19 protein-coding genes and 1 pseudogene are annotated in these 26,457 nt (G+C 45.6%); 11 read left to right on the top strand and 9 right to left on the bottom strand.

Features of this window, described 5'->3' with window-relative positions:
* The first annotated feature begins 82 nt into the window (after positions 1–82).
* The 3 genes and pseudogenes from udk to A28LD_RS04920 all read left to right on the top strand — a co-directional run bounded on the left by udk (position 83) and on the right by A28LD_RS04920 (position 2,763).
* A complete protein-coding gene (gene udk, locus A28LD_RS04930) occupies positions 83–715 on the top strand; it encodes a uridine kinase (protein WP_007419967.1) in 633 nt (210 codons plus the stop codon).
* 45 nt (positions 716–760) lie between these two features.
* Positions 761–1,971: pseudogene (locus A28LD_RS04925) on the top strand (NupC/NupG family nucleoside CNT transporter).
* A gap of 120 nt (positions 1,972–2,091) precedes the next feature.
* Positions 2,092–2,763 carry an MlaC/ttg2D family ABC transporter substrate-binding protein gene (locus A28LD_RS04920; protein WP_007419964.1) on the top strand — a complete coding sequence of 224 codons (672 nt, stop codon included), beginning with the start codon at positions 2,092–2,094 and terminating at the stop codon, positions 2,761–2,763.
* Positions 2,764–2,823: 60 nt separating this feature from the next.
* Here the strand turns inward: A28LD_RS04920 and A28LD_RS04915 are convergent, their stop codons facing one another.
* Positions 2,824–3,855: a hypothetical protein gene (locus tag A28LD_RS04915; protein ID WP_007419963.1), complete on the bottom strand. Its 1,032-nt coding sequence runs from the start codon at positions 3,853–3,855 to the stop codon at positions 2,824–2,826.
* 204 nt (positions 3,856–4,059) lie between these two features.
* On the opposite strand from A28LD_RS04915, the gene gorA reads away from it, so the two are divergent.
* Positions 4,060–5,415, top strand: a complete 1,356-nt coding sequence (gene gorA, locus A28LD_RS04910) for a glutathione-disulfide reductase (protein ID WP_007419962.1) — start codon at positions 4,060–4,062, stop codon at positions 5,413–5,415.
* 82 nt (positions 5,416–5,497) lie between these two features.
* On the opposite strand, the gene A28LD_RS04905 is transcribed toward gorA, so the two are convergent.
* Positions 5,498–6,181, bottom strand: coding sequence for a DNA-3-methyladenine glycosylase I (locus tag A28LD_RS04905; RefSeq protein WP_007419961.1), 684 nt, complete (start codon positions 6,179–6,181; stop codon positions 5,498–5,500).
* A gap of 160 nt (positions 6,182–6,341) precedes the next feature.
* Between A28LD_RS04905 and A28LD_RS04900 the strand changes: the two genes are divergently transcribed.
* A complete protein-coding gene (locus A28LD_RS04900) occupies positions 6,342–7,415 on the top strand; it encodes a sel1 repeat family protein (protein ID WP_007419960.1) in 1,074 nt (357 codons plus the stop codon).
* 88 nt (positions 7,416–7,503) lie between these two features.
* On the opposite strand, the gene A28LD_RS11905 is transcribed toward A28LD_RS04900, so the two are convergent.
* The gene (locus A28LD_RS11905) at positions 7,504–9,789 is read right to left on the bottom strand and encodes a PAS domain-containing hybrid sensor histidine kinase/response regulator (RefSeq protein WP_007419959.1); all 2,286 of its coding nucleotides are present in this window, start codon (positions 9,787–9,789) and stop codon (positions 7,504–7,506) included.
* Positions 9,790–10,030: 241 nt separating this feature from the next.
* Here A28LD_RS11905 and dsbG point away from each other — a divergent pair, with 241 nt between their 5' ends.
* Positions 10,031–10,798 (top strand): thiol:disulfide interchange protein DsbG, encoded by a 768-nt coding sequence (gene dsbG / locus A28LD_RS04890; protein ID WP_007419958.1) that lies wholly within the window; start codon positions 10,031–10,033, stop codon positions 10,796–10,798.
* A 62-nt stretch (positions 10,799–10,860) separates the two neighbouring features.
* Here the strand turns inward: dsbG and A28LD_RS04885 are convergent, their stop codons facing one another.
* A complete protein-coding gene (locus tag A28LD_RS04885; RefSeq protein WP_007419957.1) occupies positions 10,861–11,577 on the bottom strand; it encodes a YebC/PmpR family DNA-binding transcriptional regulator in 717 nt (238 codons plus the stop codon).
* A 274-nt stretch (positions 11,578–11,851) separates the two neighbouring features.
* Here A28LD_RS04885 and A28LD_RS04880 point away from each other — a divergent pair, with 274 nt between their 5' ends.
* Positions 11,852–13,906 carry a GGDEF domain-containing protein gene (locus A28LD_RS04880; protein WP_007419956.1) on the top strand — a complete coding sequence of 685 codons (2,055 nt, stop codon included), beginning with the start codon at positions 11,852–11,854 and terminating at the stop codon, positions 13,904–13,906.
* A gap of 109 nt (positions 13,907–14,015) precedes the next feature.
* Here the strand turns inward: A28LD_RS04880 and A28LD_RS04875 are convergent, their stop codons facing one another.
* Complete coding sequence (locus A28LD_RS04875; RefSeq protein WP_007419955.1) at positions 14,016–15,368, bottom strand: mechanosensitive ion channel family protein; 1,353 nt, start codon at positions 15,366–15,368, stop codon at positions 14,016–14,018.
* Positions 15,369–15,600: 232 nt separating this feature from the next.
* Between A28LD_RS04875 and A28LD_RS11900 the strand changes: the two genes are divergently transcribed.
* Complete coding sequence (locus tag A28LD_RS11900; RefSeq protein ID WP_050795140.1) at positions 15,601–17,700, top strand: tetratricopeptide repeat-containing diguanylate cyclase; 2,100 nt, start codon at positions 15,601–15,603, stop codon at positions 17,698–17,700.
* A 77-nt stretch (positions 17,701–17,777) separates the two neighbouring features.
* Here A28LD_RS11900 and A28LD_RS04865 read toward each other — a convergent pair whose 3' ends face one another.
* A complete protein-coding gene (locus A28LD_RS04865; RefSeq protein WP_007419953.1) occupies positions 17,778–20,069 on the bottom strand; it encodes a S9 family peptidase in 2,292 nt (763 codons plus the stop codon).
* A gap of 222 nt (positions 20,070–20,291) precedes the next feature.
* On the opposite strand from A28LD_RS04865, the gene prlC reads away from it, so the two are divergent.
* A complete protein-coding gene (gene prlC / locus A28LD_RS04860) occupies positions 20,292–22,331 on the top strand; it encodes an oligopeptidase A (RefSeq protein ID WP_007419952.1) in 2,040 nt (679 codons plus the stop codon).
* Between the two features lie 103 nt (positions 22,332–22,434).
* Here prlC and A28LD_RS04855 read toward each other — a convergent pair whose 3' ends face one another.
* Positions 22,435–22,695 (bottom strand): DUF2970 domain-containing protein, encoded by a 261-nt coding sequence (locus A28LD_RS04855; protein ID WP_007419951.1) that lies wholly within the window; start codon positions 22,693–22,695, stop codon positions 22,435–22,437.
* Positions 22,696–22,736: 41 nt separating this feature from the next.
* Positions 22,737–23,042 carry a hypothetical protein gene (locus A28LD_RS04850; protein ID WP_007419950.1) on the bottom strand — a complete coding sequence of 102 codons (306 nt, stop codon included), beginning with the start codon at positions 23,040–23,042 and terminating at the stop codon, positions 22,737–22,739.
* A gap of 282 nt (positions 23,043–23,324) precedes the next feature.
* On the opposite strand from A28LD_RS04850, the gene rpe reads away from it, so the two are divergent.
* Both rpe and trpS read left to right on the top strand, forming a co-directional pair.
* Complete coding sequence (gene rpe / locus A28LD_RS04845) at positions 23,325–24,002, top strand: ribulose-phosphate 3-epimerase (protein WP_007419949.1); 678 nt, start codon at positions 23,325–23,327, stop codon at positions 24,000–24,002.
* A gap of 151 nt (positions 24,003–24,153) precedes the next feature.
* Positions 24,154–25,158 (top strand): tryptophan--tRNA ligase, encoded by a 1,005-nt coding sequence (trpS, locus tag A28LD_RS04840; protein WP_007419948.1) that lies wholly within the window; start codon positions 24,154–24,156, stop codon positions 25,156–25,158.
* Positions 25,159–25,283: 125 nt separating this feature from the next.
* Here trpS and A28LD_RS04835 read toward each other — a convergent pair whose 3' ends face one another.
* Positions 25,284–26,429 carry a hypothetical protein gene (locus tag A28LD_RS04835; protein WP_007419947.1) on the bottom strand — a complete coding sequence of 382 codons (1,146 nt, stop codon included), beginning with the start codon at positions 26,427–26,429 and terminating at the stop codon, positions 25,284–25,286.
* Positions 26,430–26,457: the final 28 nt, after the last annotated feature.

Here is a 26,457-nt window from a genome sequence, read left to right as displayed (position 1 = left end):
GAATTACATGTTTATAAATGAAACGTAATTCGGGATAATGCGCGCTATTGTGCGGTCACTGATGTAGAGAATAGGGTTACTTGTGGGAAAAACTACTGTTATTGCCATTGCTGGGCCTTCAGCTTCTGGGAAAAGTTTATTTGCTTCAACTGTTTACCAAGAATTAGTGGCTGAACTTGGTGGCGAACGTATTTCTGTCCTTTCAGAAGATGCGTATTACCGTGATCAAAGCCATTTATCTTTGGAACAGCGGGTTCTCACTAATTATGATCACCCAAGCGCGTTTGAGCACGAGTTGTTAGCTGGCCATTTACAAAGCCTACGCGATGGTAACCCAGTTGAAATGCCGCAATATTCTTATAAAGAACATACCCGTATTAAAGATACTATCCCAGTAACACCTGCTCGGGTTATCCTCGTTGAAGGTATTTTGCTACTCTGTGATCCGAAACTTAGAGATCAGTTCGATATTTCTGTATTTATGGATACGCCATTAGATATTTGTTTATTGCGCCGTATTAACCGCGATATTGAAATGCGAGGCCGTTCGTTAAGCTCAATTACTGAACAGTATGAACATTATGTGCGCCCAGCATTTTTTGAATTTATTGCACCTTCGAAGCAATTTGCCGATCTTGTGGTAACCCGCGGCGGCCAAAATGAAATTGCCATTGATATTATTAAAACAAAAATCCGGCAGCTCCTAGCTGAATAATAGCTAATTGGCTGAAGTACCGGTGAATAAAAATAGGGAAACAGAATGATAAGCCTTGTCGGAATGGCTGTGTTGTTACTGGTTGCGTTTGCATTCTCAACAGCACGTAAAAGTATTCGGTGGCGTACCATCGTTTTAGCGTTCGCACTGCAAGTGGGTTTAGGGGCATTTGTTCTGTATGTGCCTGTTGGCCAAGAAGCGTTAGGTGGCATTGCTTTCGGTGTAGCCAGCGTTATTGAGTATGCGAATGCGGGAATTAGCTTTCTATTTGGTGATTTAGGAAACTATTCACAAGGCTTTATTTTTGCTATTCACGTGTTAAGTGTGATTGTGTTTTTCTCATCACTTATCGCTGTTCTCTATCACTTGGGCATTATGACCAAGGTAATCAACTTGATTGGTGGCGGGTTGCAGAAGCTACTTGGCACCAGCCGGCCGGAATCAATGTCGGCAGCTGCCAATATATTTGTAGGCCAAACAGAAGCGCCATTAGTTGTGCGCCCGTTTATCCCCAATATGACCCGTTCCGAGCTTTTCGCCGTAATGGTAGGCGCTTGGCCTCGATTGCTGGTTCAGTGCTCGCCGGCTATGCCGGTTTAGGTATCGAATTGAAATACCTAATCGCAGCTTGCTTTATGGCAGCTCCGGGTGCGTTGTTAATGGCGAAAATTATAGTGCCAGAAACCGAAGAGCCAAATAACGATTTGCAGCACGTGCCTACCGAGGAACGCCGCGCAAACGTAATTGATGCAGCAGCTTCAGGTGCCTCTAGTGGTATGCAGTTGGCACTCAACGTAGGTGCTATGCTGTTAGCGTTTGTGGCGTTAATTGCGTTGTTAAACGGCGTGTTAGGCTGGTTTGGTGGGTTCTTCGGTTACGAAGAACTTACTATGCAGGTGATTTTTGGTTATATCTTCCAGCCGCTCGCGTTCATTATGGGGATTCCATGGGATGAAGCTCAAATTGCTGGGAGTTTTATTGGCCAGAAGCTAGTTATTAATGAGTTCGTTGCTTATTTAGATTTTGCTCAGTTTAAAGACACCATGAGCATGCAGAGCCAAATTATCATTACCTTTATGCTTTGCGGCTTTGCCAACTTCTCATCAATTGCCATTTTACTTGGTGGTTTAGGGGGTATGGCGCCAAGCCGGCGTAAAGATATAGCAACTATGGGCATGCGTGCTCTATTGGCTGCTACACTTGCTAACTTGATGAGCGCTTGTATCGCAGGCTTCTTCTTTGTGCTGGCGGCGTAGCTGAACTTGAAATAAGGTAAGAACTTAAAATAACGTCAGAACTAAAATTAAGAGCAGAATTAAAACTAAATAGAAAAAGTAGTATCTAAGGAAGTGTTCTGTGAATCGAGGAGTAATCACATGAAACAAATTACAATATGGATGAGTGCAGTTTTATTGATATTCGCGTTTGGTAATGTAAAGGCGGAAGAAGTTGATACCAGTAACCCATTCAAAATGCTTGAGCAAATCGCCGAGCGAATGACAGTACGTATCACTGAAGAGCGCGGCAATATTGAACAGAACCCGGGATTCTTGCGGCAGATAATGGTAGATGAGCTGTTACCTCACTCAGATTACCAATTCGCAGCGCGGCAAGTGTTAGGGCGAAATTGGCAACGCTTAAACGGCAGCCAGCAAGATGAGTTTGTAAGCGTATTCCGGGAGTATTTGGTAACTACGTATGCACGTGTGTTCACTCAGTATGATGAAACACGGCATAAAATTACCTTTGGCCGTGCCGGAAACTATGAAAATGAGCGCCGAGTAACGGTTCGTGCGCAGCTTGTAGAAGAAGGCGGCCGGCCACCGATTCGTTTAGATTTTCAGCTACAACGCCGAAGCCCTGATGCACCATGGATGGCATTTGATTTAGTTGCGGAAGGTGTGAGCATGCTGAATGCGCAGCGTTCAGAGGTAGAAGCTTCGTTACGCCAAAATGGTATCGACGGCACTATTGAGTTGCTGCGTGAGCGCGCGAATAAAGAAATTACATTGGATGAAGATTTAGACGTTTCAGATTTCACTAACTAATAATTCGATGTTTGTAAAACAGCCGGTAAGTGCGCCTATTCAGTGCACAAACCGGCTTTTTTAATTCCCGTACCACATTTCAAATTCTAAACCGATAAGCCATTGTGCCTCGCGCCGCTGAATAAGCTCTTCGCGAGGCCAGTGCAACCCAGCTGATAGTTCTAAATAAAGCCAATCGCGGGCAAATTGCCGGCGGTGAATGGCACGTATGCCCCATTCAGTTAACGGCACTTCTTGCTTAGTTTCGCCCTCATACCAAATTTCGCCGGCTATAGCGCGCTCATCATCGTAAAGGTGATACACCGCAAAGCTGCTATGCCAACGAATGCCATCGATACGTTCTGCTCTTGTGGCATCAATGGTAAATCGGCTAAGCCACTCGGGGCTGGCACTTTTTTCCAAGTCTAATCGCTGGTTAAAACCATAACCATCACTATTGCGCCAAAATAGATTTGAGCGCATGCGCACTTGTTTATCTTCATCAATTCGATACTGATACAAGTAACGAATCTGCGTATAAAGATCTGCTTTTAGACCACCGCGAATGCCTGCGCTGATAGAAAAACGATTGGCCTCACCTTGGTTTGGATTAAACCCCAAACCTACAATCCACTCTTCATCACCGCGATCAGAACGGATAACCGAGCCCCGATAAGTACTCTGTTCATCTACGGTGAAATCATCAACGTTAGTTCGGCCGATAATCGCAGAAAAACGCTCTTCGGTGTTAGGCAAAGTAAATTGTGCCCGGAAACTTGAACGCACTTTCCAACCATCGTATTGGCTCCATTCAGGGCCTATCGATAAACGGCCGTGGGAATTATATTCGCCATCAAATGCGCGGCTGTTACCAAAGAAGTTATCTATCCAGCGGGCAGTGTTATCAACCGAGGTTTCTACACCTGTTTGAAAGCCATCTAACCAGTTTAATTCAAGCTTAGTTTTATCTTTTTTCTCTTGTTCGTCGGTAGTTTTTTCTTCTACGGGCAAGAGCAGTGGCTTTTCTTGTGCAGCCGCGTTCGCAGCAAACGAACATGCCGTAATAACTAACATTAGCTTACTTAATTGCTTGCTTAGCTGATTGGTGTGCAAGTATCCATCCTCACGAAAAAGCCTAAATTCCTTTTTAAAGATAGCTGGCGTTTCGAAAAATAGTAAGGCCCATGAACGCTAGCTTGCCCGAATGTGTAATCAACGTCCAGATTGCTTTAATCGAATTTACGTAAATTAAAAAAGTGCTGCAACATGATATACTTCACAACTGCTTTAAATACATCGATGTAAGGAAGAACAGCAATGGGCAAACATTTCGATTACTTGAGTATCGGCGCGGGTAGCGGCGGTATTGCTTCCGCGAATCGCGCTGCAATTCGCGGCGCCAAAGCGGCGGTAATAGAGGCAAAAGCGGTTGGCGGTACTTGTGTAAATGTTGGCTGTGTTCCAAAGAAAGTAATGTGGTACGGCGCGCATGTTGCCGAAGCTATCAAATATAGTGAGGCGTATGGTTTCAATTTAGAGCATAAAGGTTTCGATTGGGGAACCTTAGTTAAGAATCGAGAAGCTTATATCGAGCGCATTCACGGTGGCTATAAGCGTGGATTTGAAGGCAACGGCGTTGAATATATTGAAGGCTTTGCCAAGTTTGTGGGCCCTCATGAAGTTGAAGTGAATGGCGAGCGCATTACCGCCGATCACATTACTATTGCTGTAGGCGGGCGCCCCACATTACCACCGGTTCCGGGCGCTGAACACGGTATAGATTCCGATGGTTTCTTTGCATTAACCGAGCAGCCGAAAAAAGCAGTAGTAGTGGGCGCGGGTTACATTGCCGTAGAAATCGCTGGTGTGTTGCATGCACTAGGCACCGATACACATTTGTTAGTGCGCCAAGATCGGCCGCTGCGGTATTTCGATCGTGATATTATCGATACGTTATTAGGCTTAATTGAACGCCATGGCCCAACCTTACACCAGTATTCTGAAGTAAAATCGGTAGCAAAGGCGAGCGATGGCCTGCTTACCATTACAACTCTTAACGATGAACAGATAACTGATGTAGATTGCCTAATTTGGGCAATCGGCAGAGAACCGGCTACCGATGCTATTGGCCTCGAAAATGCCGGTGTTGCAACCGACGATAAAGGTTTTATTCGCACTGATAAATATCAAAACACCAATGTTGATGGCGTTTATGCAGTAGGCGATATTACCGGTGAAGCCCAGCTTACTCCGGTGGCGATTAAAGCAGGCCGATTGCTAGCCGAGCGCTTGTTCAACAAAGAACTTCCTGATGCGCATATGGATTACAGCCTAATTCCTACTATCGTATTTAGCCACCCGCCAATTGGTACTATTGGCTTAAGTGAAGTAGAAGCCATTGCGGAATATGGCGAAGATCAAGTAAAAGCCTACAGTTCGGGCTTTGCCGCTATGTATAACGCTATTACGCCTTATCGTGAACTCAGTAACTTCAAGTTAGTTTGTGTAGGTAAAGAAGAAAAAGTAGTAGGTTTACATGGTATTGGCGAAGGTATGGATGAGATTTTACAAGGCTTCGCGGTAGCCATGAAAATGGGCGCCACTAAGGCTGATTTTGATGCCACGGTAGCGCTACACCCTACCAGTGCTGAAGAGTTTGTAACGCTTCGCTAAGTTAACGTTCTAATGTAATAAATACACAGGCCAGAAACCGAGAGTTTCTGGCCTTTTTAATGCTAGCGAATAAAAGATTGCTTTAAGCGCCTACGCTGTAAGATAAAATTCGAGATAAATGGCTGTAGGGTAGGCCGGTTTCTTGGTGCCATGCGTTAAACGCGGTTTGTACTTGGGTTAGGCCCTTTTTGCTGGTGGGGGCGGCATCGAGTAGGTTGTGGTTTTCGAGTGCGGTAACCACATCCGATGAGAGAACATAACCATCCCAACCAACGCGGCGCAAAAAATGTTGGGCAGTAGCGCCACCCAAGCGCGCTCCGTTTTTCTTCAGCCAAAGTAATAAGCCAACTTGATCATCGGAAGGCCACTGGCTTAAAAAACGCCCAAAACCGTTATACTCCTCGGAAGCTTCAACAATCATTTGCGCATTTTGCGGTACCGTGAAAATCTTTTGCATATTACGCACAATGCGCTCATCGCGCGCAAGTGCTTCTAATCGTTCGGGCGGAACTTGCTGCCAATAAAGTGGCACAAAACCGCTAAAAGCTTCTTCGAAGCCAGGCCATTTGTGGTTGATAATGCGCCACACAAAACCTGCTCTAAATACACAAGCGGTAACTATGGAAAGATAGCGATCATCGCCAAGTGCGGCTAATTCCTCAGAGCTTGCCACTTCAGGAAGCATGCTTTGAATGGCTTTTATGCTGCCTTTTCTAGCTATTGCGCGCTCGTAAAAAGGTTGAAAACTAGGGATGCTACTTGGCACTGCAAATTCCTCAATAAAAAACCAATGCTAATATGATTTTACCAATATACCGCAACCAATAACCCCTGCAAGTGCTTGCTATTGCTTAGGCCTAATTGTGTTTTTGTTTTAGATGCGCAACAATCGTTTCATAGTAATTTTATGAAAAGGAACGTTACCCATGATTCGGCTATCTCGGCTTCTAATGTTATCTGCTTTAAGTTTAATGTTGAGTTTATCGGCACCTACTGTATCAGCCCAGCAAACCGACGATTTTACCGTGGGTTTAGATTTAATTGCGGTTGAGCGTTTCGAAGATGCTTATGAGATTTTTCAACAACTCATGCCTCTGGGTAGTTCAGATTCAGCTTATATGATCGGGCTGATGTTAATTGAAGAGCGTGGCACTGAATACAACCCGGTTAAATCGTTAGGCTATTTGCTGGCCGCCCGAGCGTGGGGCAACGAAGAAGCGGAAGATATTATAGTACAAATTGAACCGCATCTATCAGCTGCGGAACTAGCCGAGGCGAACCAAGTTTTGCTAGAACTCAGCCGTTCTGTACAAGTAGCTTTTCAAACGCGTGATTTGCAGCTTGATGCAGAGCCACCAGAAGCGTTAGATCGGGTTCAACCAGTACTTACCGCCGATATAGCCCGTGCAAACAATCACGGATGGATTGAAGTGATTATTGCGATAAATACAGAAGGCCGTGTGATAGCAATGCAGCCACTGAATCTAGCCAACCGTGATTTTTTGCGGGCTGTAACTCGAGCATTTCGAAGCTGGCGCTATGCCGAAGGTGATAGCGTTTCCGTAACCTCAGTTTTGCTTGATTACTCTATAGGTAACGCCGAAGTAAGCGTTGATGTATTAAATGCCTATAATGAGGCACTTCCTCAAGCTAAGGCTGGCGTTACCGAACAGCAAGTATACTTGGGAGGCCTTACGCAGGCCCTTGTTCGTTATGAAAGTGAGCAGGTTCGCGAGTTGCCAGAAGCGTTGTATTGGTATGAGCGCGCAGCTCGCAACGGAAATTTACAAGCCCAGCGCTTTTTGGCATTACGCCATGTGCACCCAGAGTGGGCTGAACACCTAATTGCACGAGGTGATGCAGATGTAATGGCATGGCACGGTATGCGCTTATTTACACAATCTGAAGCTGCTGAGCAAAAGCAACGCGGCCGTGAGCTAATGGAACGTGCAGCTGAATCTGGCAGTAGCATTGCAGAAGATCTGCTCAAGAATATTTAGCCGCATTTATAGCTCTAACTGACAGCCGCATTTAGGCATAACATGTGGGCATGCAAAAAGAGCGCTTAATTTAGCGCTCTTTTCGTGTTTACTTATCCAGTGCGAAACGAATTTTTTCTGCTAACGCCTGCCGGTGATAAGGCTTACTAAGAAGTTGTACTCCTTTATCTAAACGCCCAGCATGAGTAATTGCATTTTCAGAGTAACCGGAAGTAAAAAGAACTTTTAAATTCGGTTGCAGCGTTTTTGCTTTTTTAGCTAACTCTGGGCCGTTAAGTTCGCCGGGCATTACTACATCGGTGAAAAGTAAATCAACGGGGCCATTTGCTTGCAGCCATTTGTAGGCGCTTTCACCAGAAGTAGCTGAACTAACGCGATACCCTAAGCGCTCAAGTTGGCTTAATACGCTTTGCAGTACCAGCTCATCATCTTCAACTACTAGAATATGTTCTTGCCCACGAGAACGGCTAATATCGGTAAGTTCTTTTTTTTCTAATTCTTCATGATTATTAGTTCTCGGTAAATACAGCTTCACAAGCGTGCCGAGATTTAGCTCGGAGTAGATATTAATATGCCCACCCGATTGCTTAATAAAGCCATGAACCATACTTAAGCCCAACCCTGAGCCCTTACCTTTAGCTTTTGTGGTATAAAAAGGCTCAACGGCTTTTTCAAGAATATCCCGCGCCATACCGGTGCCTGTATCCGAAACCGATATAAGAATATAATCGCCTGGTATTACATCTTCGTTCGGGATGACATCGCTATCTAAGTGGGTATTTTCAGCTTCTATCAATAAATTGCCGCCCTCTGGCATGGCATCTCGCGCATTAATCACTAGATTAAGTAGAGCGGCCTCTAACTGGCTTGGGTCTGCTTCGGTAAGCCATAAATCTGGCTTACACAAAACTTTAATATCCATATTCTCGGTTAATGTACGCTCGAGCAACTCATGCATGCTCTGAATTAATTCAGCCACGTTAATTACTTGCGGTTCTAACGGTTGCCGGCGAGCAAATGCCAATAGCCGTTGCGTGAGTTCAGCCCCGCGGCCGGCCGCTTTTACAATTAAATCTACTAAAGGCTTTAATCTGCTTTGCTCATCTAGCTGCTCGCTAACCAGTTCCGCATTTCCCATGATCACGGTAAGCAAATTATTAAAATCATGGGAAACGCCACCGGTTAAGTGGCCAACCGCCTCAAGCTTTTGTGATTGCCGCAAACGGTCGTCTAAATCGCGCTGCTCGGTAATATCGCGAAAATACACTGCTAAGCCATCTTTGCCAGGGTAGGCGCTTACTTGAAACCAAGCTTGTAATGGCGAAAAATACTCAGTAAAAGTAACCGTTACTTGCTCGTTTACTGCTCGCGTGTAATTGCGATAGAAACTTGAATCTACCGCTTCAGGAAATTGCTCCCAAACATTCTTGCCAACTAATTCTTCGGAACTGCGGGTAAGTAACTTTTCCGCTTGCGGGTTCATAAAAACAACCAGCCAATCAGCGTTGAGCAGGTAAAAACCATCACTCATATTTTCTAACGCATTATGCAGCTGCCTTGCTACATCATCGGCGCGATCTCGAGCATGAATAAATTCGGAAACATCTTGAAAGGCGCCGCGTAAAGCTCTCGGTTCACCGGCATCATCAAGTTCAGCTTCGCCAATAACGCGAACCCAGCGTTCCTCACCATCAGGCCGTAGTATTCTTGTTAGTATATTAAATGCCTTGCGGTTTTCTATTGCGCGTTCAACGATAGCCGCTACTTCTTCGCGTACATCTGGGTGATAACAATCCATGGCAATTTCAAGGTTCAATTCTATATCAAGCGGTTGGCCAACAATATTGTAGATTTCAGCACTCCAAAATACCGAATGCGTTTTGAGATCAATTCGCCATGAACCTAATTTTGCTACTTCGCCAGCTAAACGCTGTAAAAATTCAGATTCACTCAGGGCGGCCTCGGCACTAACTGCTGCTGTTACATCTTCAACCGTGTGTAATATGTATTCTAGGTTGCCTTCACTATCTAACAGTGGGTGATTAACGGTGCGCCAATAACGTATTTCTAATTCACCGCCTTGCTCGCCCGATTTGCTAATTGAGTAACGCTGAATCGCCATCTCATCGGTTTGCTTGTGCTCAACAACATAACGGAACGATTCCAATGCAGTGCGCTTATCTTTCACAGTTGATTGATTATCGAAATCGGGGAAGGCTTCAAAAATAGGTTTACCAATCAGTTGCTCACGCGAGCGCTGGGTAACTTTTAAATAGTCATCGGTACAGGCAACAATAGTGAAGTTATCGGGAATAAGCACCAGAGTGTTGGTGTTGCTGCGTTCAAATAACCGGTTAAAATTAGGTGTGTTCATAGAGTTCCAGCGTGCTGCGCATCAAAAAACGTTAGTGTTAGCCTGAAGTTTGCCCCGTTGTAACTAACACTTTGTAGGTACATGTAATGTAGTTAGAAGTAGCGCTTGTGTAAACCATTAGTAGCTGTTTTGCTCAGCGCTATATTTACCGGTAGAATCGTATCCTTATAGAATCTTATAGCACGCATACATGGAAAAGAAATAAGCTGTTCACATGTGGGCTGCACAATTGGAGTAATGAATGCCGTATCTGAAGTTTCTAGTAGCCGCTATTGCGGGTAGTTGTATGTTGGTTTCGATAGCGAAGGCTGAAGAGTTACCCGCGCCTATTCAAATGCTTGCCAACCAAGGGCTTACTATTGTTGATACCTTTCCAGCACCGGGCGGGCTTAAAGGCTATGCTGCTGAATTTCAAGGCCAAGCCATTGCGCTTTATTTAACTGCCGATGGCGAGCATGTAATCGTAGGTAACTTGCTGAATCTTGAGGGCAGAGATATTGCTGCAGATCCCCTTTATCAACTGGTAACTGGCCCGGCACAAGAACATGCTTGGCAACAAATGGAAAGAGCAACGCTGCTGCAAGATGGTGATGCCGATGCGCCACGAATTATTTATACGATGACAGACCCTAATTGCCCATACTGCCATCGTTTTCGTGAGGCCGCAGAGCCTTGGATAGCTGCCGGAAAAGTGCAGTTGCGGCACTTAATGGTGGGCATTATTCGTGAAGAAAGCCCAGCACAAGCGGCTGCCATTATGGGTTCGCCAGATCCAGCCGAAGCCCTAGTTAACCATATTAATCGCCGTGAGCGTGGTGGTATCGAGGCTATTCCGCGCTTTGTACGGATTGGCGAGCCAGTAATTCGAGCGAACCACCGCATCATGCGCGAATTGAACTTAAGTTCTACACCTATTGTGTACTACCGCGATGAAAATAATCATGTGCAAGTGATTCGAGGCATGCCACAACCGCAGCAATTTGAAGCGATTTTTGGCCCGCGGCCGTAAAGTTGGCGCCGCTAAAATAGGAAAAGGGGCCATGAGCCCCTTTTTTCACTCTAAAACTACCATTAGAAGTTAGCGTTGTGATAAACCCGTTGCACGTCATCGCAATCTTCCAGCATATCCAAAAACTTCTCCATCATCGGGATATCGTCTTCCGGCATATCCATGCTGTTTTGGGCTACGAACTGAATTTCATCGGTTTCAAATTCAACCTCAGGAAACGCAGCCACTAGTGCTTGCTTGGTGTTGGCATATTCAGTGTGCGGAGCAAACACAGTAACCATGCCGTTTTCTACTTCCACATCGGTTACATCTACATCGGCTTCCATTAATGCCTCTAGAACCACATCTTCATCATCGCCCGCAAAGTTAAATATGGCGCAGTGATCGAACATGTGGGCAGTAGTACCAGGTGCACCAATTTTTACTTTGCACTTAGTGAAGCAATTGCGCACATCACCAAAGGTTCGATTTGGGTTATCAGTTAAGCATTCCACAATCACCATACAATTACCGGGGCCAAAGCCCTCATATCGCGCCGGTGAATAATCTTCGCCACCCACACCGGAAGCTTTATCTAATGCGTTAGCAATTACGTGCGCAGGCACTTGATCTTTGCGCGCGCGATCGATAAGGCCACGCAGGGATATATTGGTATCTGGGTCAGCTCCACCCGATTTTGCTACTACATAAATTTCGCGGCCGTATTTACTATAAACACGGCTTTTTGCGGTAGCTGTTTTCGCAATTGATTCTTTTCTGTTTTGATAAGCGCGGCCCATAAAATCACTTCCGTTAATTTGTTCGATATAAATAGATTTGTATGAATTCTACCGTTTGCGCTACGTGAATCCTAATGCTTTGTTTATTTTCCTACATTAACTACTTGCGTTATCGGAAAAATGCGCGTTGGCGTTTGATTAAAAAGAGAAATCAAAGTGATTTTAACTCACTACGAGTTTCATCCCATTTTGCTGTGATCTTAGCAAATATTGCTTGTGGTCTAATGTGTTGGCGGTTATTTTAACAGCACTTAGTTGAGGATTCCGAATACCTATGAAATTACATACCGAATTAGGGTGCATCGCTCTAATCGCCTTTTTTAGCTTTTTTATTACGATGAATACCGCAAATGCAGTAGATTCAATCGATCCGGCTCTTGAACAAGAGTTAGATAGCATTTTAGGCGTGGGTTTATATCCTGAAGATCGAGAAAAATTGGCAGAGTTATTGGAACGGATAAAAGTTAATGTTCCTGCTTCTACCTATGTGAGAGCGTGGGGTTATCGCGCGTTAGAGCTTGCGCATGCTGAAGGCAATTATGCTGATGCAGAAATATTGGCAAAAGAGTTGATTCGCTTTGCGCAATCGGCCGATAGCTCTGAGGCGCAGGCAGAAGCTTGGGCTGTTTACATTGAAATATTGAGCGCCAAGGGTGACCATGAAAACGCAGCGCGATACGTTGTGAAGTTAACGCCGCTTGCCGATAATATTCTGAACCCTCGTGTTCAGTTTTTTGTTAATAACGTGGCGGGCCGAGTACTACAAGAAGTAGAACGTTATGAAGAAGCGTTGGGCTTTTTCCTGCAAGCGCAAGCGGCACTAAGCCGCACTAGCGGCCTACAAACACTGCGTCGCCGCCAATTTTTGAATTACCACATTGGCCATTTGCAAACCGATTTGGAAAACTATCGAGCGGCACTAGATCTCACAAAATCAACGATTGCAGAGGGTGAGCGTTATGATGTTGATCATCGGTTAGCCGATTTGTATCTGCTCAAAGGTTTTTTGCAATCGCGCCCAGAAATCAATGAGCCAGAAAACGCATTGGAATCCTTCCGTATTTCAGCGGAGTGGGCAGAGCGCACCGATAATGCGCGTGTGCAAGTTATCTCGCGCAACAATATTGGCTCACTTTTAATTCAGCAAGCGCGTTATAGTGAAGCTGAAGAATACTTGCACGCAGGCATTCGCGCCGCCGAAAATGCGAATATGATGCGTGAAATGAATTATCTTAAATTCAACTTAGCCGATATCAAAGTAAAACGCGGTATGTATTCTGAAGGCATCGAAGAAATGCTCTCCATTGTGGCGTACATGAAAGAGTTTGCTCGCCGTAATGACCATGCTGAGGTACTCACGTTCTTGGCTGGCGCCTATCGTGAAGCAGGCATGCATATAGAAGAAGCAGATACGCTTCGTGAAGTGATGAGCTTGCGATTCGATTTGTTAACCAACGAGCGTGAACAAATGCTTTCGGAATTGGCCGCGCAATATGAAGCCCGGGAGCAAGAGCAGCAAATAGAGCTGTTAGAAGAGCGGAATAACTTACAAGCACAAATGATTGAAAACGCGGCGCTACAGCGCCGTATAGTGTGGCTGTTTGCCATTGTTGTAGTGCTTGCGGCCGCGCTTTCATACTATGCCTATCGCACTGCAAGAAAAGCAAATGTTCGGTTGAATACTGCAAACCAGCAGCTTCAGGAACAAACGCTCCGAGATCCACTCACCAAGTTGCATAACCGCCGCGCTATGCAAAAAGAGATGGAGCTTCGGGCTGAGAGCAATTATCCAATGCCTGAACTAGGCAAAATTGATGCGCTAATTTTGCTTGATCTCGATTTGTTCAAAGAAATTAACGATCGTATTGGCCATGCCGCTGGCGATGAAGTATTGCAGCAAGTTGCAACTCGCTTAACCCATGCTGTAGCCGATGAAGATATGGTTATTCGTTGGGGCGGTGAAGAATTCTTATTGTATGTTCGTCATCGTAGCGCCGCTGAGCTTGCTCAGCTTGCCGATAAATTACTTCATGTTATTGGTGATACGCCGGTTTATTATCAACAAAATCGCATTCCAATTTCTGTTACGGGCGGTATGATTACACTGCCGTTTTCTGGTGTTCCGGAAAGTGAGTGTGATTGGGAAAAATCATTGCAAGTTGCAGATATGCTGTTGTATATGGGTAAACTTCGTGGGCGAAACCAAATTTCGCATATTAGCGAACTCACTAAACCATATGCGGAAATTCATGAAGTACTACACCGCGATTTGAATCAGGCAATTGATAAAGGCTGGGCACCACTTACTATTTTTAATGGCCCGAAATAGTGAATGTGAATATAAATAGTTAGATATAACTATTCAGGTATAGGGGCTTCAGCCACAAAAAAGGTGCGTTAACTGAGAAGTTAAACGCACCTTTTTGTTTTAACCGAGCCTATTCTTCTTTTGGCTTTGCGCTCGGCCCGGCTTTTTCTATTTCTTCATTCTCAATGGCTAACTTTGCTTGCAACTGCTGTAAAGCATCTAGATCAATACTCTTCAAATGCAAATCGCGCTGTGGGAATGGAATGGTAATTCCATGCTCTTGGAACGCTTTCCAAATGGCCACGCGAATAGGAGATTTTACTCGCTCAACGCCGCTTTCAGGGTCGCCTATCCAGAAGCGCAATTCCATGGTAATGCCGCTCTCGCCAAATTCTTTTAAGAATACATTGGGGGCAGGATCTTTGAGAACACGATCAGAAGCAAAAGCACAAGGCAACATTACTTCGATCGCTTTTTCAGGGTCGCAGCTGTACTCAATATCTACCTGCACGGCCATACGCACATTACGATCGGCATAGCTCCAATTGATTACATTCGAGGTGATTAAATTTTCGTTTGGAATAAGCGTATCAACACCTGAACGGTTACGCAGCACAATGTAGCGCGATTTGAGCTCCTGTACCCAGCCAAATTCGGTGCCAATGGTTACCACATCGCCTGGCTTCACTGAGCGGTCCATGATTACGATAAAACCGCTAATAAAATTTGCTGCAATCCGTTGCAAGCCAAAGCCCAAGCCAACACCTAACGCACCACCAAATACCGCGAAGGTTGATAAATCAACGCCAACAGAACTTAATACGATTAATATCGCAATGGTAATGGCGGCAAACTTAACAAACTTAATTAAGCCTACGCGAGCACTGGCGTTGATGCTTTTATTCTCGGTGAGGCGCACCTCAACCAAATGTGAAAGCCAGCCTGCTATAGTAAGCGCTAGCATTATTAGAACCGTTAACTTCAAACCCGATAAAAGCGAAAGGCGGAAAGAACCAACGGTAGTGCCCACTGAATCAAGTGCGGCCATAGCTTGCGGTAATAAGTTAGTTAAGTGCAGGCCTACAATTATCCAAATAGTTGCGGAAATAAAGCTCTCAGAAGCTTTTAAGAAAGGGCCGCCTTTCACACTCTTGCGCAAAAAATAAACACTAAAGCGTACAGCGGCGAATGAAAGCACTAGCGGCAATGCTATATCGAGCATTAAGGTTTCAAGTTGGTAGGTGTTTACAATAAGTTGCCCAAGCCAAAGCACAATTAGCATGGTCACCGGCCACAATAATCGCTCTAGAGAGCGAATGGCAAAGAGCCGTAAACCGCTGCTTTGGTTACCACGTTCGCCTAATTTTTTCAGTAGAATTCGGCGTGAAATAAGAGCCGCTAAAATAGAAAGGAGCAGTACTACCCATTCAGAAATAGTTTGCTGGCTAAAAATTGTTTGGGCTTTTGTGAGAATTAACTCCATTCTGCCGAATCTCCGTTGGCTTAAAATCTAGTTAATAATGAACTAATTCTGGGTATCACGCCACTATTTGAATTGCTCGGGATAAACGTGATGCACGGATGTAATGTAAAAAATTCGTGCGGTTTTACTGGATATTTTATCATCAGTTTGTTAAACCATACTTATAGTAAACTTTGCGCTTTAAATATAATAGAATTTTATCCAGCCGTTGTATTTTCAATATGGTAATTGAATGCAGATGAAAAAAGGAAACGGCTTCGCTAAGCGTTGCGCACTTAAAATCGGCTTTATGATGCTGTTGCTGCCCGGATTACTATGTGCAGTTACAGCGCAAGATTTAACTCCAATAGCAAACCCGGAACTTGAAGCTCGCCTTGATAGCTATTTAAGTATAGATGATTCCGAATCAGCACAGCCAGAGCTGGTCAGTATTTTGAGCGCGGTTGATGCCCATCGATACCCATCTACCTTTGTGCGCGCGCGTACTTATAAAGCATTTGAATTGGCCGAAAACGGCGATTTTGCCGGCGCGATTGAACTTGTAGAGGAAATGCAAGCGTTCATAGAGCGTCACCCACACCCCGATGTAGTATCTGAGGTGCAGGCAAATTTGGTTGCATTAAGCTGGTATAACGGTGAAATAGCGCGCTCGCTCATTCTTGCGGAACAACTTATTGAACAGCTGGATGGGGTACAGAACCCCCGAATTTTGTATTACGCCAACAGTATTATGGTGGGCATATTTCGAGCCAATAGCCAGTATGAACGCGCATTGGAACGTGCCATTCAAGCACTCGAAGCTATTCATGGTAGTAACAACCCTCGTACCGAAATTCGGCGTATTGCTCTCACAACTGAAATTATTGGTATTCACCGTGATTTGCGTAATTTTGATGAAGCGTTAGTTCTGGTGAAGCGTAATATTGAAGACGCTAAGCGAATTGACTTGATTAATGAAATACCCAATCTGCTGATGCTCAAAGGTTTTTTAGAGGGCCATTTAGGGTTTTATGAAAACTCAGTTGCAACCTATGAAGAGGCGGCTGTATGGGCAAACCGAGCGGGGGATAAAGAAACTGTATTGCTGAGTAAAAATAATATCGGTAGCACCTTTATTGAGCTCGAGCGCTACCAAGAAGCAGAAGATATTCTTCGTGAAACGCTTGAGTTCATTCATACCGAAGGTACAGCCGACGATAGTATGGTGCACTTGTTGGCCTTCAATTTAGGCTACATTGACGTTTTTCTAGGTAATATAGAGCAAGGTATTACAGCGGTAACTGAAAATGCCGCGCCTTTGTTAGCTTCGTATTCAGCGCCTGACCAAGCTGATCTCTATGAATATATTGCGCGAGCCTATGGCCAAGCAGGCATGTATCAACAACAAGCAAAAGCGCTTTTACAAGAGAGGCAATTGCGCGCAGATATCTTCCGGAGCGATCGCGAGGCAAGCTTAAATGAGTTGCAATATCGTTATGATGCTCAAGATCAGCTACAGCAAATTGAATTACTTGAGCAACGCAATGCACTGCAGCAGAGGGTAATTGAGAACAGCCAACTGCAACAGCAAATAGTGGTGCTGTTCGCTATCGTAGTTATTTTGGGTTTGGTGTTAGTTGGCATCATGTATCGAGCGGCTCGCCGAGCAAATAAACAGTTAAAGGTAGCGAACAAACAGCTTGAATTCCATTCTCAGCGTGATCCGCTTACGGCCTTGTTAAATCGCCGAGCATTGCAAGAAGAATTACAGAAGCGCGAGCAGGGAGAACGCAGAGCGGCTGCCGCTGAATTCCCAGACGCCATGATTCTGCTTGATGTTGATTACTTCAAACGAATTAACGATAAATATGGCCATGCGGCCGGCGATATGGTGTTAAAAGATTTGAGCGGGCGTTTGCTGAGTGTTGCACGTGCCAGCGATTTAGTAATTCGTTGGGGTGGCGAAGAATTCCTAATTTATCTCCAGAATATGAATCCTGAGAAGCTAAAAGAATATACCGAGAAAGTACTTTCAGTAATTGGCTCAAACGCGGTTGTGCATGAGGGTACTAAAATACAAGTAACGGCTACAGCCGGCTATATCAGCTTGCCATTTGCGGGTATAAAAGAAAGTGATATCGGTTGGGAGAAAACATTACAAATAGCGGATATGGCGTTATACATCGGCAAGGTTCATGGCCGCAACCGCGCTTATGGTATTACTGGCCTGAAAGCTCCATACGAACAAGTGAGCCGATACCTAGATAACGATTTGGCCGAAGCTATGGAGAAAGATTTAATTGATTACGAATTAGTTATCGGGCCCGATGTAGGTAACCTCAATAGAAGCTAACTTGCTTTATCGCATAAATCAAAACAAAGCCCGCGCAAGCGGGCTTTGTTGTTCTAAATGTTTAGATAAGTAAGTACTTATTTAACCGGAATTGATTCCCAGAAAAACTCAGTAACCATGGTGCGCAGGTGCAAACTAGTGCCTTCGCCTTCACGAATGCCGTGAGTACGGTTCGGGTAGCCCATGAAACGGAACTGTTTGTTGTGCTTGATAAGTTCATCTTGCAAGCGTTCACTACCTTGGTAATGCACGTTATCATCGGCGGTGCCGTGAACTAACAACAGGCTGCCTTGCAGGTTCGCTGCATGGGTAACCGCTGAAGTTTCTTCGTAGCTTTCTGCCGCATCAGGCAGCAAACCAGAATAACGTTCTTGATAAATAGTATCGTATAAACGTAAATCTGGAACCGGCGCTAACGCCACGCCCGCATGGAATTTCTCAGGGTAACGGAATAATGCATTCAGGGTTTGTGAACCACCACCACTGTGGCCCCACATACCTACACGGTTGCCATCTATCCAATCCCAACGCGCTAACATTTGATCAAGCGCATCGGCTTGATCGCGCACAGTGATAATACCAAGCTGCATGTATATCGAATGGCGCCATTCTTGGCCCCGTGGTGAGCGTGTGCCACGGTTATCAATAGAAACCACCACATAACCTAGCTGGGTCATGTAATCGTGCCACAAGTGGGTTTGGCCTAACCAGCGGTCGGCTACTGTTTGGCCCCATGGCTCTCCGTAGATATGCATAATTAACGGATATTTTTTGCTTGGATCAAAATCAGCGGGGCGCTTTAAGTAACCATCAAGCATTAGGCCATCGCGTGCTTCCACTTGGAAAAACTCAACGTCAGCGGTAAGCTTTTCAGCCAACACTTCTTTCAATTCGGTGTTCATTTCGAGTTCGTTAATTACGCTGTGATCTGGCAACCGCACCATGCGCGTTTCAGTAGGAACACCCATGCGCGTTACGGTGTGCAGAGCAAAACGGCCATCGCGCGATACGGTGTAACCATGATAACCCGGCCAATCTTGCGGGGTAATGCGTTCAGCTGGCGTTTCACCGCTTAAATCAACCCGGAATAAATAGCGTTGCAGCGGGTTTTCTGGCGAAGCGATAAACCAGGCATAACCATTGCCTTGTTCATCTGCTACGATTTCTAGCATTTGCACGATATCGTAATCGCCTTCGGTTAATGGCGTGAGGCCATTACCATCGCGGTCGAAACGGTATAGATGGCGGTAACCAGAACGTTCGCTCTGCCATAAGAAGCTTTGGCCATCGCGGAAGAAACGAACATCATCTACCTGCTCAACCCATGCATTGCTCTGCTCGGTAATCAATGAAACCGCTTCACCGGTAGCGCGCTCAGCTAACCAAAATTGCATGTTATTTTGGGCGCGGTTCATGTGCTGAACCATTAGCTCATCGCTGTTGCCAGCCCATTCCATGCGCACAATGTAGTTTTGCCGCGGGTCACCGGGTAATTGCACCCATGTAGTATCGCCACCGCTGGCAGAGATAGTACCTACGCGCAATTCTGAGTTGGTTTCGCCTACCTTCGGGTAAGGGAATTCAGTGAGGGTAGGGTAAAGCTCGCTCACGTTATCGATCATGGTGAACATGGGCACGCCACTGGTATCAAGCTGCCAGTAAGCAATATGTTCGCCATCAGGCGACCAACGAAACCCATCGCGTAACGAAAACTCTTCCTCGTTCACCCAATCAAAGGTGCCGTTAATAATGGTACTGCTACCATCGCTGGTGATTTGGGTAATATCCAACGAAGCTAAATCTTGCACATAAATGTTGTTCTGCATTACATAGGCAACGCGGCTACCGGCAGGATCAAACTTGGCAAACTGCAACGTAGAGGCCGGGAAATCGGCACCGAGCTGTACTAAGCGTCCGTTTTCTAAGTTTAATACCCAGTAATCGCCTAAAGTGTGTGTGCGCCATGAACGCTTGGTGTTGGTGAAAATAAGCAATTGCTTACCATCTTCCGACCATTCGTAGTTGGCAATGCGTAAGGGCTCTTCAGCGCCTTCGGGTTGCAGTTGTGCGGCATATACCAACACAGTGCGTTCTTCAGTTTCTGGGTGGTAGCGCACAATATCGCGGCCTCCATCTTCGGCACTTTCCAAAGTGGTGTAGCCAGAGCCATCGGCTAGCCAACGGGTAGTTGGAAAGCTTTTTGCGCTGAACATATCGCTGGCATAAATATCAGCGAGAGAGAATGTGGTATCGGCTGGCATTGGGCTAGCTTGCCCGCGCGGCGAAGGCATTTCTGGGCTAGTTGCGCATGCACTTAGCAGCAATGAAGCCCCGGCGGCAAGCGCTATTATTTTTGTTGTTTTCATCATAAATTTCCGTTGGTTATCCGTTGGCAAAAGGACATGAACAGTTCTTTGCAATCGATTGTATCGGTTTTTTCGTATGAATAAACCCCAACCTAACGATTGATTCCGGCGCTTGGCCTTGAAACTGCGCACTTGCGGCCGCATTAATAGGGTATTACCAGAATCTAGCAGTGCTTCTGAATGATGTTGAAGCCATTCCTTACCTGATTTAAAAGGAAAACAGCAATGACAATGAATGCAACGAACCCTCTGCTTGGTGAGTTTACTCACCCGCCTTTTTCAAAAATTAAAGCAGAGCATGTGCAACCTGCCATTGAGGCAGGTATTGCCGAAAGCAGGCAAGCCATTGAACAAGTAGTAGGGCAAACAGCACCTACCTGGGAAACATTGGTAGCACCACTCGAGCATGTTGATGATAAGCTCACCAAGATTTGGGGCCCAGTTTCGCACCTAAACTCAGTGATGAGCGAAGAAGCGCTGCGAGAAGCTCATGATGGCTGCCTTGAATTACTCTCCGAATATGCTACTTGGGTAGGCCAACATGAAGGCCTATACCAAGCTTATCAAGCGCTGGCAGCCGGCCCGGAGTTTACCCAGTTGAGCGAGCCACAGCAGCGTGTGGTAACGGAAACAATTCGTGATTTTAAGCTTTCGGGTGTGGGCCTCGAAGATGAGGCAAAAAAACGTTATGGCGAAATTCAAAACCGCCTTTCGCAAATTACTTCGCAGTTCAGCAACCAAGTGCTCGATGCCACTAACCATTGGTTCGCCCACGTAACTGATGAAAATGAATTAACGGGCTTGCCAGAAAGTGCCATTGCAGGCGCAAAAGAGGCTGCTGAAGAAAAACAGCTTGAAGGCTGGGTGTTCACTATGGATATCCCAAGTTATTTGCCGGTAATGATGTATGCCGATAGCGGTAAGCTGCGGGAAACCATGTACGAAGCTTATGTAACTCGCTCTTCAGAGTTGGGGCCTGATGCAGGCAAGTTTGATAACACCGCGATTATGCAAGAAATTCTGGCGCTACGACACGAGTTGGCGGAGCTGCTTGGCTTTGAGGATTTCGCGGAAATGTCGTTAGCCACTAAAATGGCCGATAACACCGAGCAAGTAGTGCATTTCTTGCAAGATCTTGCTCGCCGCTCACTGCCGCAAGCGAAAGAAGAGATGGCTGAGATAAAAGCCTTTGCGAACAAAGAATACGGCGTTAACGAGCTGAATTCATGGGATATCCCATATTACGCCGAAAAGCTAAAACAGAATTCATACAATATCTCTGATGAGCAGCTGCGGCCATATTTCCCAGAGCAGAAGGTAGTGCAGGGTTTGTTTACCGTGGCTGAACGCTTATTTGGAATTCAAATTAAAGAAGCCAAAGCAGAAACGTGGCACCCGCAGGTAAAATATTTCGAAATCAGTGATAACAGCGGTGAATTGCGTGCTGGTTTTTATCTTGATTTGTATGCCCGGGCGAAGAAACGAGGTGGCGCTTGGATGGCTGATTGCGCCGTTCGCCGCCGTTTACCTGATGGCCAATTGCAGCTGCCATTGGCGTATTTAACCTGCAATTTCAACAAGCCGGTGGGCGATAAGCCAGCGTTATTTACCCACGATGAAGTGATTACCTTGTTCCATGAATTTGGCCACGGCTTACACCACATGCTCACCAAAATTGATGTAGCGGGCGTTTCCGGTATAAACGGCGTGGCGTGGGATGCGGTAGAGTTACCGAGCCAGTTCCTTGAGAACTGGTGCTGGGAGCCTGAGGCGTTGGCGTTTATTTCTGGGCATTATGAAACCGGCGAGCCACTGCCAGAAGATTTGCTTGAGCGCATGTTGGCGGCGCGGAATTTCCAAGCGGCCATGCAAATGGTGCGTCAGCTCGAGTTTTCATTATTTGATATGCAAATTCACCAAGCTGGCGCCGATGTGAATATACAAGGCACTTTAGATGCAGTGCGGAATCAGGTTTCAGTAGTGAAGCCACCAGCTTACAACCGTTTCCAACACAGCTTCGGGCATATTTTTGCCGGCGGTTATGCGGCAGGGTATTACAGCTACAAGTGGGCAGAAGTGCTCTCGGCCGATGCTTTTGCAAGGTTTGAAGAAGAAGGCATTTTTAATGCTGATACTGGCCGCGCGTTTTTAGAGAACATTCTAGAAATGGGTGGCAGTAGAGATGCCATGGACCTATTCAAAGCTTTCCGCGGCCGCGAACCCGATATTGCGCCATTGTTGCGCCATTCTGGTATCGCCGCGTAACTGTAACCCCAAGTTTAAGTGTAAGATTAGGTTGCCGATACAAGCACGCCCCGAGGTTCAGGCTTCGGGGCGTTTTTATTAAGGGGTTGATATTTCCTTAAAGCTAGCCCGCGAGCGATATCACTAAGGTAACAAGGCCAGCAATACCGAGCACAAACAGCGCTAAGAAAATAACGAAAACAATAATGTAAGCCATGGGGTTGCCGCTCGAGAAATCACGGCGGCGGTTGGCTTCAGTTTGCACACCAAACATTGCCGCCAATACACTCATCACTACTGCCCAAAGCCCAGGCTTTTCAAAACTCCCGTTTTCGCTATCGGCTTGATGCGTTTCTTCAGTGCGTTGCGAATGTTCGCTGTGCATGGTGATTCCTTTAGGGTGGGCTATTTAAGAACGATCCGAGCTTAGCGGAAAAATGAATGAGTAAGCAGGTTGTTCGTGTTTAAACCGGAAGAACTCGGCTGGTTACTCTTGTTACCGAATAGAAGTTCGAGTAAATCAAGAAAGTGAAACTGTGGGGAACGGCTTTTTCCAGATACCCACTCAACCCAGTTTAAACTTGCGGCGCAATCGATACGCTGCACCACTTGGCGCTCGCCAGGTATCGAAACTTTAATTGTGCAATCGGTTGCGGGGCGGTTCGCGGCTACTTGCCAAGACATTAAACCTGCAACAGCTATACCTGCGAGGATAACGGATATTTTTATCATACTGATTCCTATACTGCGCTTCCCTAACGGATATACTTCCGTTTGCGGGAGTGATGCTACTTCTTATAACTGCTTTTTATTACAATTGTTGTAGGCAATTTCTTATATTTTCAATGTGTGTAATTTATCAGCAAATGTTAAAAAACGCTAATAACGTTTTTCAGGTGAATGAAAGCCCATGAGTTGCTAAACTAGGCGCCAATTATTCTTCGGCTAGTAAATGCGTTTCAAAAGCACTCTGCTGGCGCATACCACAAGAAAACTACAGGTAAGGAATTGCACATGGCAGAATTTCTCATTGCACCTTCAATTTTATCGGCTAACTTTGCGCGTTTGGGCGAAGAAGTAGATGCAGTGTTAGCTGCTGGCGCCGATGTGGTGCATTTCGATGTAATGGATAACCATTTCGTGCCCAACCTTACTATTGGCCCCATGGTGTGCGAAGCGTTGCGTAAACATGGAGTTACCGCGCCAATAGATGTGCATTTAATGGTGCAGCCGGTAGATTCACTCGTGCCGCAATTTGCCGATGCCGGTGCCAGCATGATTACCTTTCATCCTGAAGCTTCGGTGCACATCGATCGCACCTTGCAGTTGATAAAAGATGCGGGTTGTAAAGCGGGCTTAGTGTTTAACCCAGCAACGCCACTGCATTATCTTGATTACGTAATGGATAAGCTGGACATGATTTTGCTGATGTCGGTGAACCCAGGGTTCGGCGGCCAGAGCTTTATTCCATCAACGCTCGATAAATTACGGCAAGTGCGCGAGCGTATCGATGCAAGTGGGCGTAACATCGTGCTAGAAGTTGATGGCGGCGTGAAAGTAGATAATATTCGCGAAATTGCCGATGCCGGTGCCGATATGTTTGTGGCCGGCTCCGCTATTTTCAATCAGCCTGATTATGCTGAAGTAATTAAGAAAATGCGGGCAGAATTGGCTGCTAGCACGCGAGCATAGCCTGTAGAACCGTTAAACATGAATGCGGTTCATGTTAAAAATAAACAAACTTGAATGAAATTCATGAAGCCTGCACTTCATAGGTCTGATTTTCATTAACCTTAATTTTCTTAAAGTAAGCATAAAAGCGAACAACAAAGTAGGTAAACAAATGACCAAGCCAGTAGTATTAAGTGGGTGCCAGCCTTCTGGGCAATTAACCATTGGTAATTACATGGGAGCATTGCGCCAATGGGTGAGCATGCAAGATAGCCATAATTGCCACTTTATGCTGGTTGATTTACACGCCATCACCGTGCGCCAAGATCCGCAAGCACTGCGTAATGCAACTCTCGATGGCCTTGCGCTATACATGGCGTGTGGGCTTGATCCAGAGCGCAGCACCTTATTCTTGCAATCGCATGTGCCAGAACATTCGCAGCTTGCCTGGATATTGAACTGCTACACGCAAATGGGCGAGCTTAACCGCATGACCCAATACAAAGATAAATCACAGAAGCAAGAATCGAATATGAACGCGGGTTTATTTACCTACCCAGTGCTGATGGCCGCCGATATCTTGTTGTATAACGCGCATGAAGTGCCAGTAGGTAACGATCAGAAACAACACCTTGAGTTAGCACGCGATATTGCCACCCGTTTCAATAATATTTATGGCGATGTATTCAAAGTGCCAGAGCCGTTTATTCCGCAGCACGGTGCGCGCATTATGAGCCTACAAGATCCAACTAAAAAGATGTCGAAATCAGATGATAACCCCAACAACTACATTGGGTTATTAGAAGAACCGAAAAAAATCGCCAAGAAAATTAAACGTGCGGTAACCGATTCTGATGAGCAAGCACGCATTTACTTCAACCCAGAAGAAAAGCCGGGCGTTTCTAACTTGCTCACCTTACTTTCGGGTGCCACTGGCCGCAGTATCGATTCGTTAGTGCCCGAATACGAAGGCAAAATGTATGGCCACTTAAAAGGTGATGTCGCCGATGCGGTGGTAGCCTTTTTAGAGCCAATGCAGCAGCGCTTCCATGAGATTCGTAGCGATGAAGCCGCGATGAATGCAGTACTCGCCAAAGGTGCTAGCAAAGCCCGCGAAGTAGCCGCCGATACCGTGCGCCGTGTATATGATGCCGTAGGGTTCGTGTTACCGCGGTAGCGTTTAGAAAGTGCATGCAAAGAAGGCCGCCTTACTGATCAGTTCAGCAAGGCGGCCTTTTTGTGTTTGACCCGTCAACATATTTTAGGATGAGTCAGTTGTTCTTAAAGCGTCTAATCAAACAACTAAGTGTTGGTGCAAACAATTTCTTCAATATTTACGTCATATTGATCTAGAAGAACGAATCTAACTCGACTTGGTCTGCCTTGATCGTCGAATTCGAGAAATTCAACTCGGAAAGTCTGATGGACACCGAGTGTACGAAGTTGTGGTCCGCAATCGAATGCGCCGAAGATGGAATTCGCTTCGTGGTATGATATATCCTGAGAACCAGAGCCCGATGTCATATCTTCATCAAAGGTAGCAAGTGACTCGCCACTTGCCGCACGAGAATGCAACATATTGATGTCCGCAGTTAGCAGCGCACCATCAATTTGAATGTCTAACACCAATCGAGAGCCATCGTCGTTATTAAAGATCATGCGGAATGTTCCGTGCTCCGGCACCTTTGCGCTAATGAAACCAAGGTCAAGTTCAACGCCCCAGTCAGACAATGTGTCGTAAAACTCAGCGCCAAAACCTCTACCATCGTATGCCTCTGCACCCATTCGATCAAGTTGGCCTTGAATGAAAGCTCTGCAGGAAGGAAGAGTAGGGTCAGGTCGGTCATTGCTAACCCAAGAATATGCAGTAGGGCAACTTGCAACGGAATTTACATCAGCACTGGTAGCTCCGGGATTAGTAAATCCCAGATCTGATAAAGTTTGCCCACTACTATTAAGGAATGCGGCTCCTTCAGATGCTTGAGTAAAAGTTAAAGTTTCTAAAAGCGCTAGATATTTAACTTCGAGTTCATAAGTCAATACACCGAAAGCGATGTCATTAGAGGTTGGAGTCACATGGGTAGCGTGAAAGCTACTTTGCCCAAAGTTGGCAAACCTTTCTACTTTTACTCGAGTTACAGAACCGTTTGCAGCGTCAACAATTATATAATCAACACTTAAAGTAGGCCCTCCGGATCCCGGTTCAGGGGCTACAGGAGCGATGGGGCAGTTGAAGGTACAAACTTCTGGCTCGTCATCACCGAACTTAAATCGAGTTTCTTGTTCAAGATACGTTGTTGTTACGCTGTCACAACTGAGGGTGTCTTGGACGCTATTACAAACAATTAAATGATCGCTCATGTACTCAGTATTATTATTTACATTCGCTAATGAATTAAAGTTAACTGTTAAAAATAAAATCCCTAATATTCCTAAAATCTTCTTCATTCTTACAATCCTTTTTAATATTTTAATA

Origin of the sequence: Idiomarina sp. A28L (assembly GCF_000218785.1) — a bacterium.
GTDB lineage: Bacteria > Pseudomonadota > Gammaproteobacteria > Enterobacterales > Alteromonadaceae > Aliidiomarina.
The sequence above is the reverse complement of the archived record's forward strand: the minus strand, read 5'-3'. Positions and strand labels throughout refer to the sequence as shown.

Excerpts from the sequence above, each read along its gene's own strand:
- A28LD_RS11905 (WP_007419959.1), bottom strand. The coding sequence starts at position 9,789 with ATGAACACACCTAATTTTAACCGGTTATTTGAACGCAGCAACACCAAC.
- trpS (WP_007419948.1), top strand. The coding sequence starts at position 24,154 with ATGACCAAGCCAGTAGTATTAAGTGGGTGCCAGCCTTCTGGGCAATTA.
- A28LD_RS04875 (WP_007419955.1), bottom strand. The coding sequence starts at position 15,368 with ATGGAGTTAATTCTCACAAAAGCCCAAACAATTTTTAGCCAGCAAACT.
- A28LD_RS04835 (WP_007419947.1), bottom strand. The coding sequence starts at position 26,429 with ATGAAGAAGATTTTAGGAATATTAGGGATTTTATTTTTAACAGTTAAC.
- prlC (WP_007419952.1), top strand. The coding sequence starts at position 20,292 with ATGACAATGAATGCAACGAACCCTCTGCTTGGTGAGTTTACTCACCCG.
- A28LD_RS04850 (WP_007419950.1), bottom strand. The coding sequence starts at position 23,042 with ATGATAAAAATATCCGTTATCCTCGCAGGTATAGCTGTTGCAGGTTTA.
- A28LD_RS04855 (WP_007419951.1), bottom strand. The coding sequence starts at position 22,695 with ATGCACAGCGAACATTCGCAACGCACTGAAGAAACGCATCAAGCCGAT.
- A28LD_RS04885 (WP_007419957.1), bottom strand. The coding sequence starts at position 11,577 with ATGGGCCGCGCTTATCAAAACAGAAAAGAATCAATTGCGAAAACAGCT.
- dsbG (WP_007419958.1), top strand. The coding sequence starts at position 10,031 with ATGCCGTATCTGAAGTTTCTAGTAGCCGCTATTGCGGGTAGTTGTATG.
- A28LD_RS04900 (WP_007419960.1), top strand. The coding sequence starts at position 6,342 with ATGATTCGGCTATCTCGGCTTCTAATGTTATCTGCTTTAAGTTTAATG.
- rpe (WP_007419949.1), top strand. The coding sequence starts at position 23,325 with ATGGCAGAATTTCTCATTGCACCTTCAATTTTATCGGCTAACTTTGCG.
- A28LD_RS04865 (WP_007419953.1), bottom strand. The coding sequence starts at position 20,069 with ATGATGAAAACAACAAAAATAATAGCGCTTGCCGCCGGGGCTTCATTG.
- A28LD_RS11900 (WP_050795140.1), top strand. The coding sequence starts at position 15,601 with ATGCAGATGAAAAAAGGAAACGGCTTCGCTAAGCGTTGCGCACTTAAA.
- gorA (WP_007419962.1), top strand. The coding sequence starts at position 4,060 with ATGGGCAAACATTTCGATTACTTGAGTATCGGCGCGGGTAGCGGCGGT.
- A28LD_RS04880 (WP_007419956.1), top strand. The coding sequence starts at position 11,852 with ATGAAATTACATACCGAATTAGGGTGCATCGCTCTAATCGCCTTTTTT.
- A28LD_RS04920 (WP_007419964.1), top strand. The coding sequence starts at position 2,092 with ATGAAACAAATTACAATATGGATGAGTGCAGTTTTATTGATATTCGCG.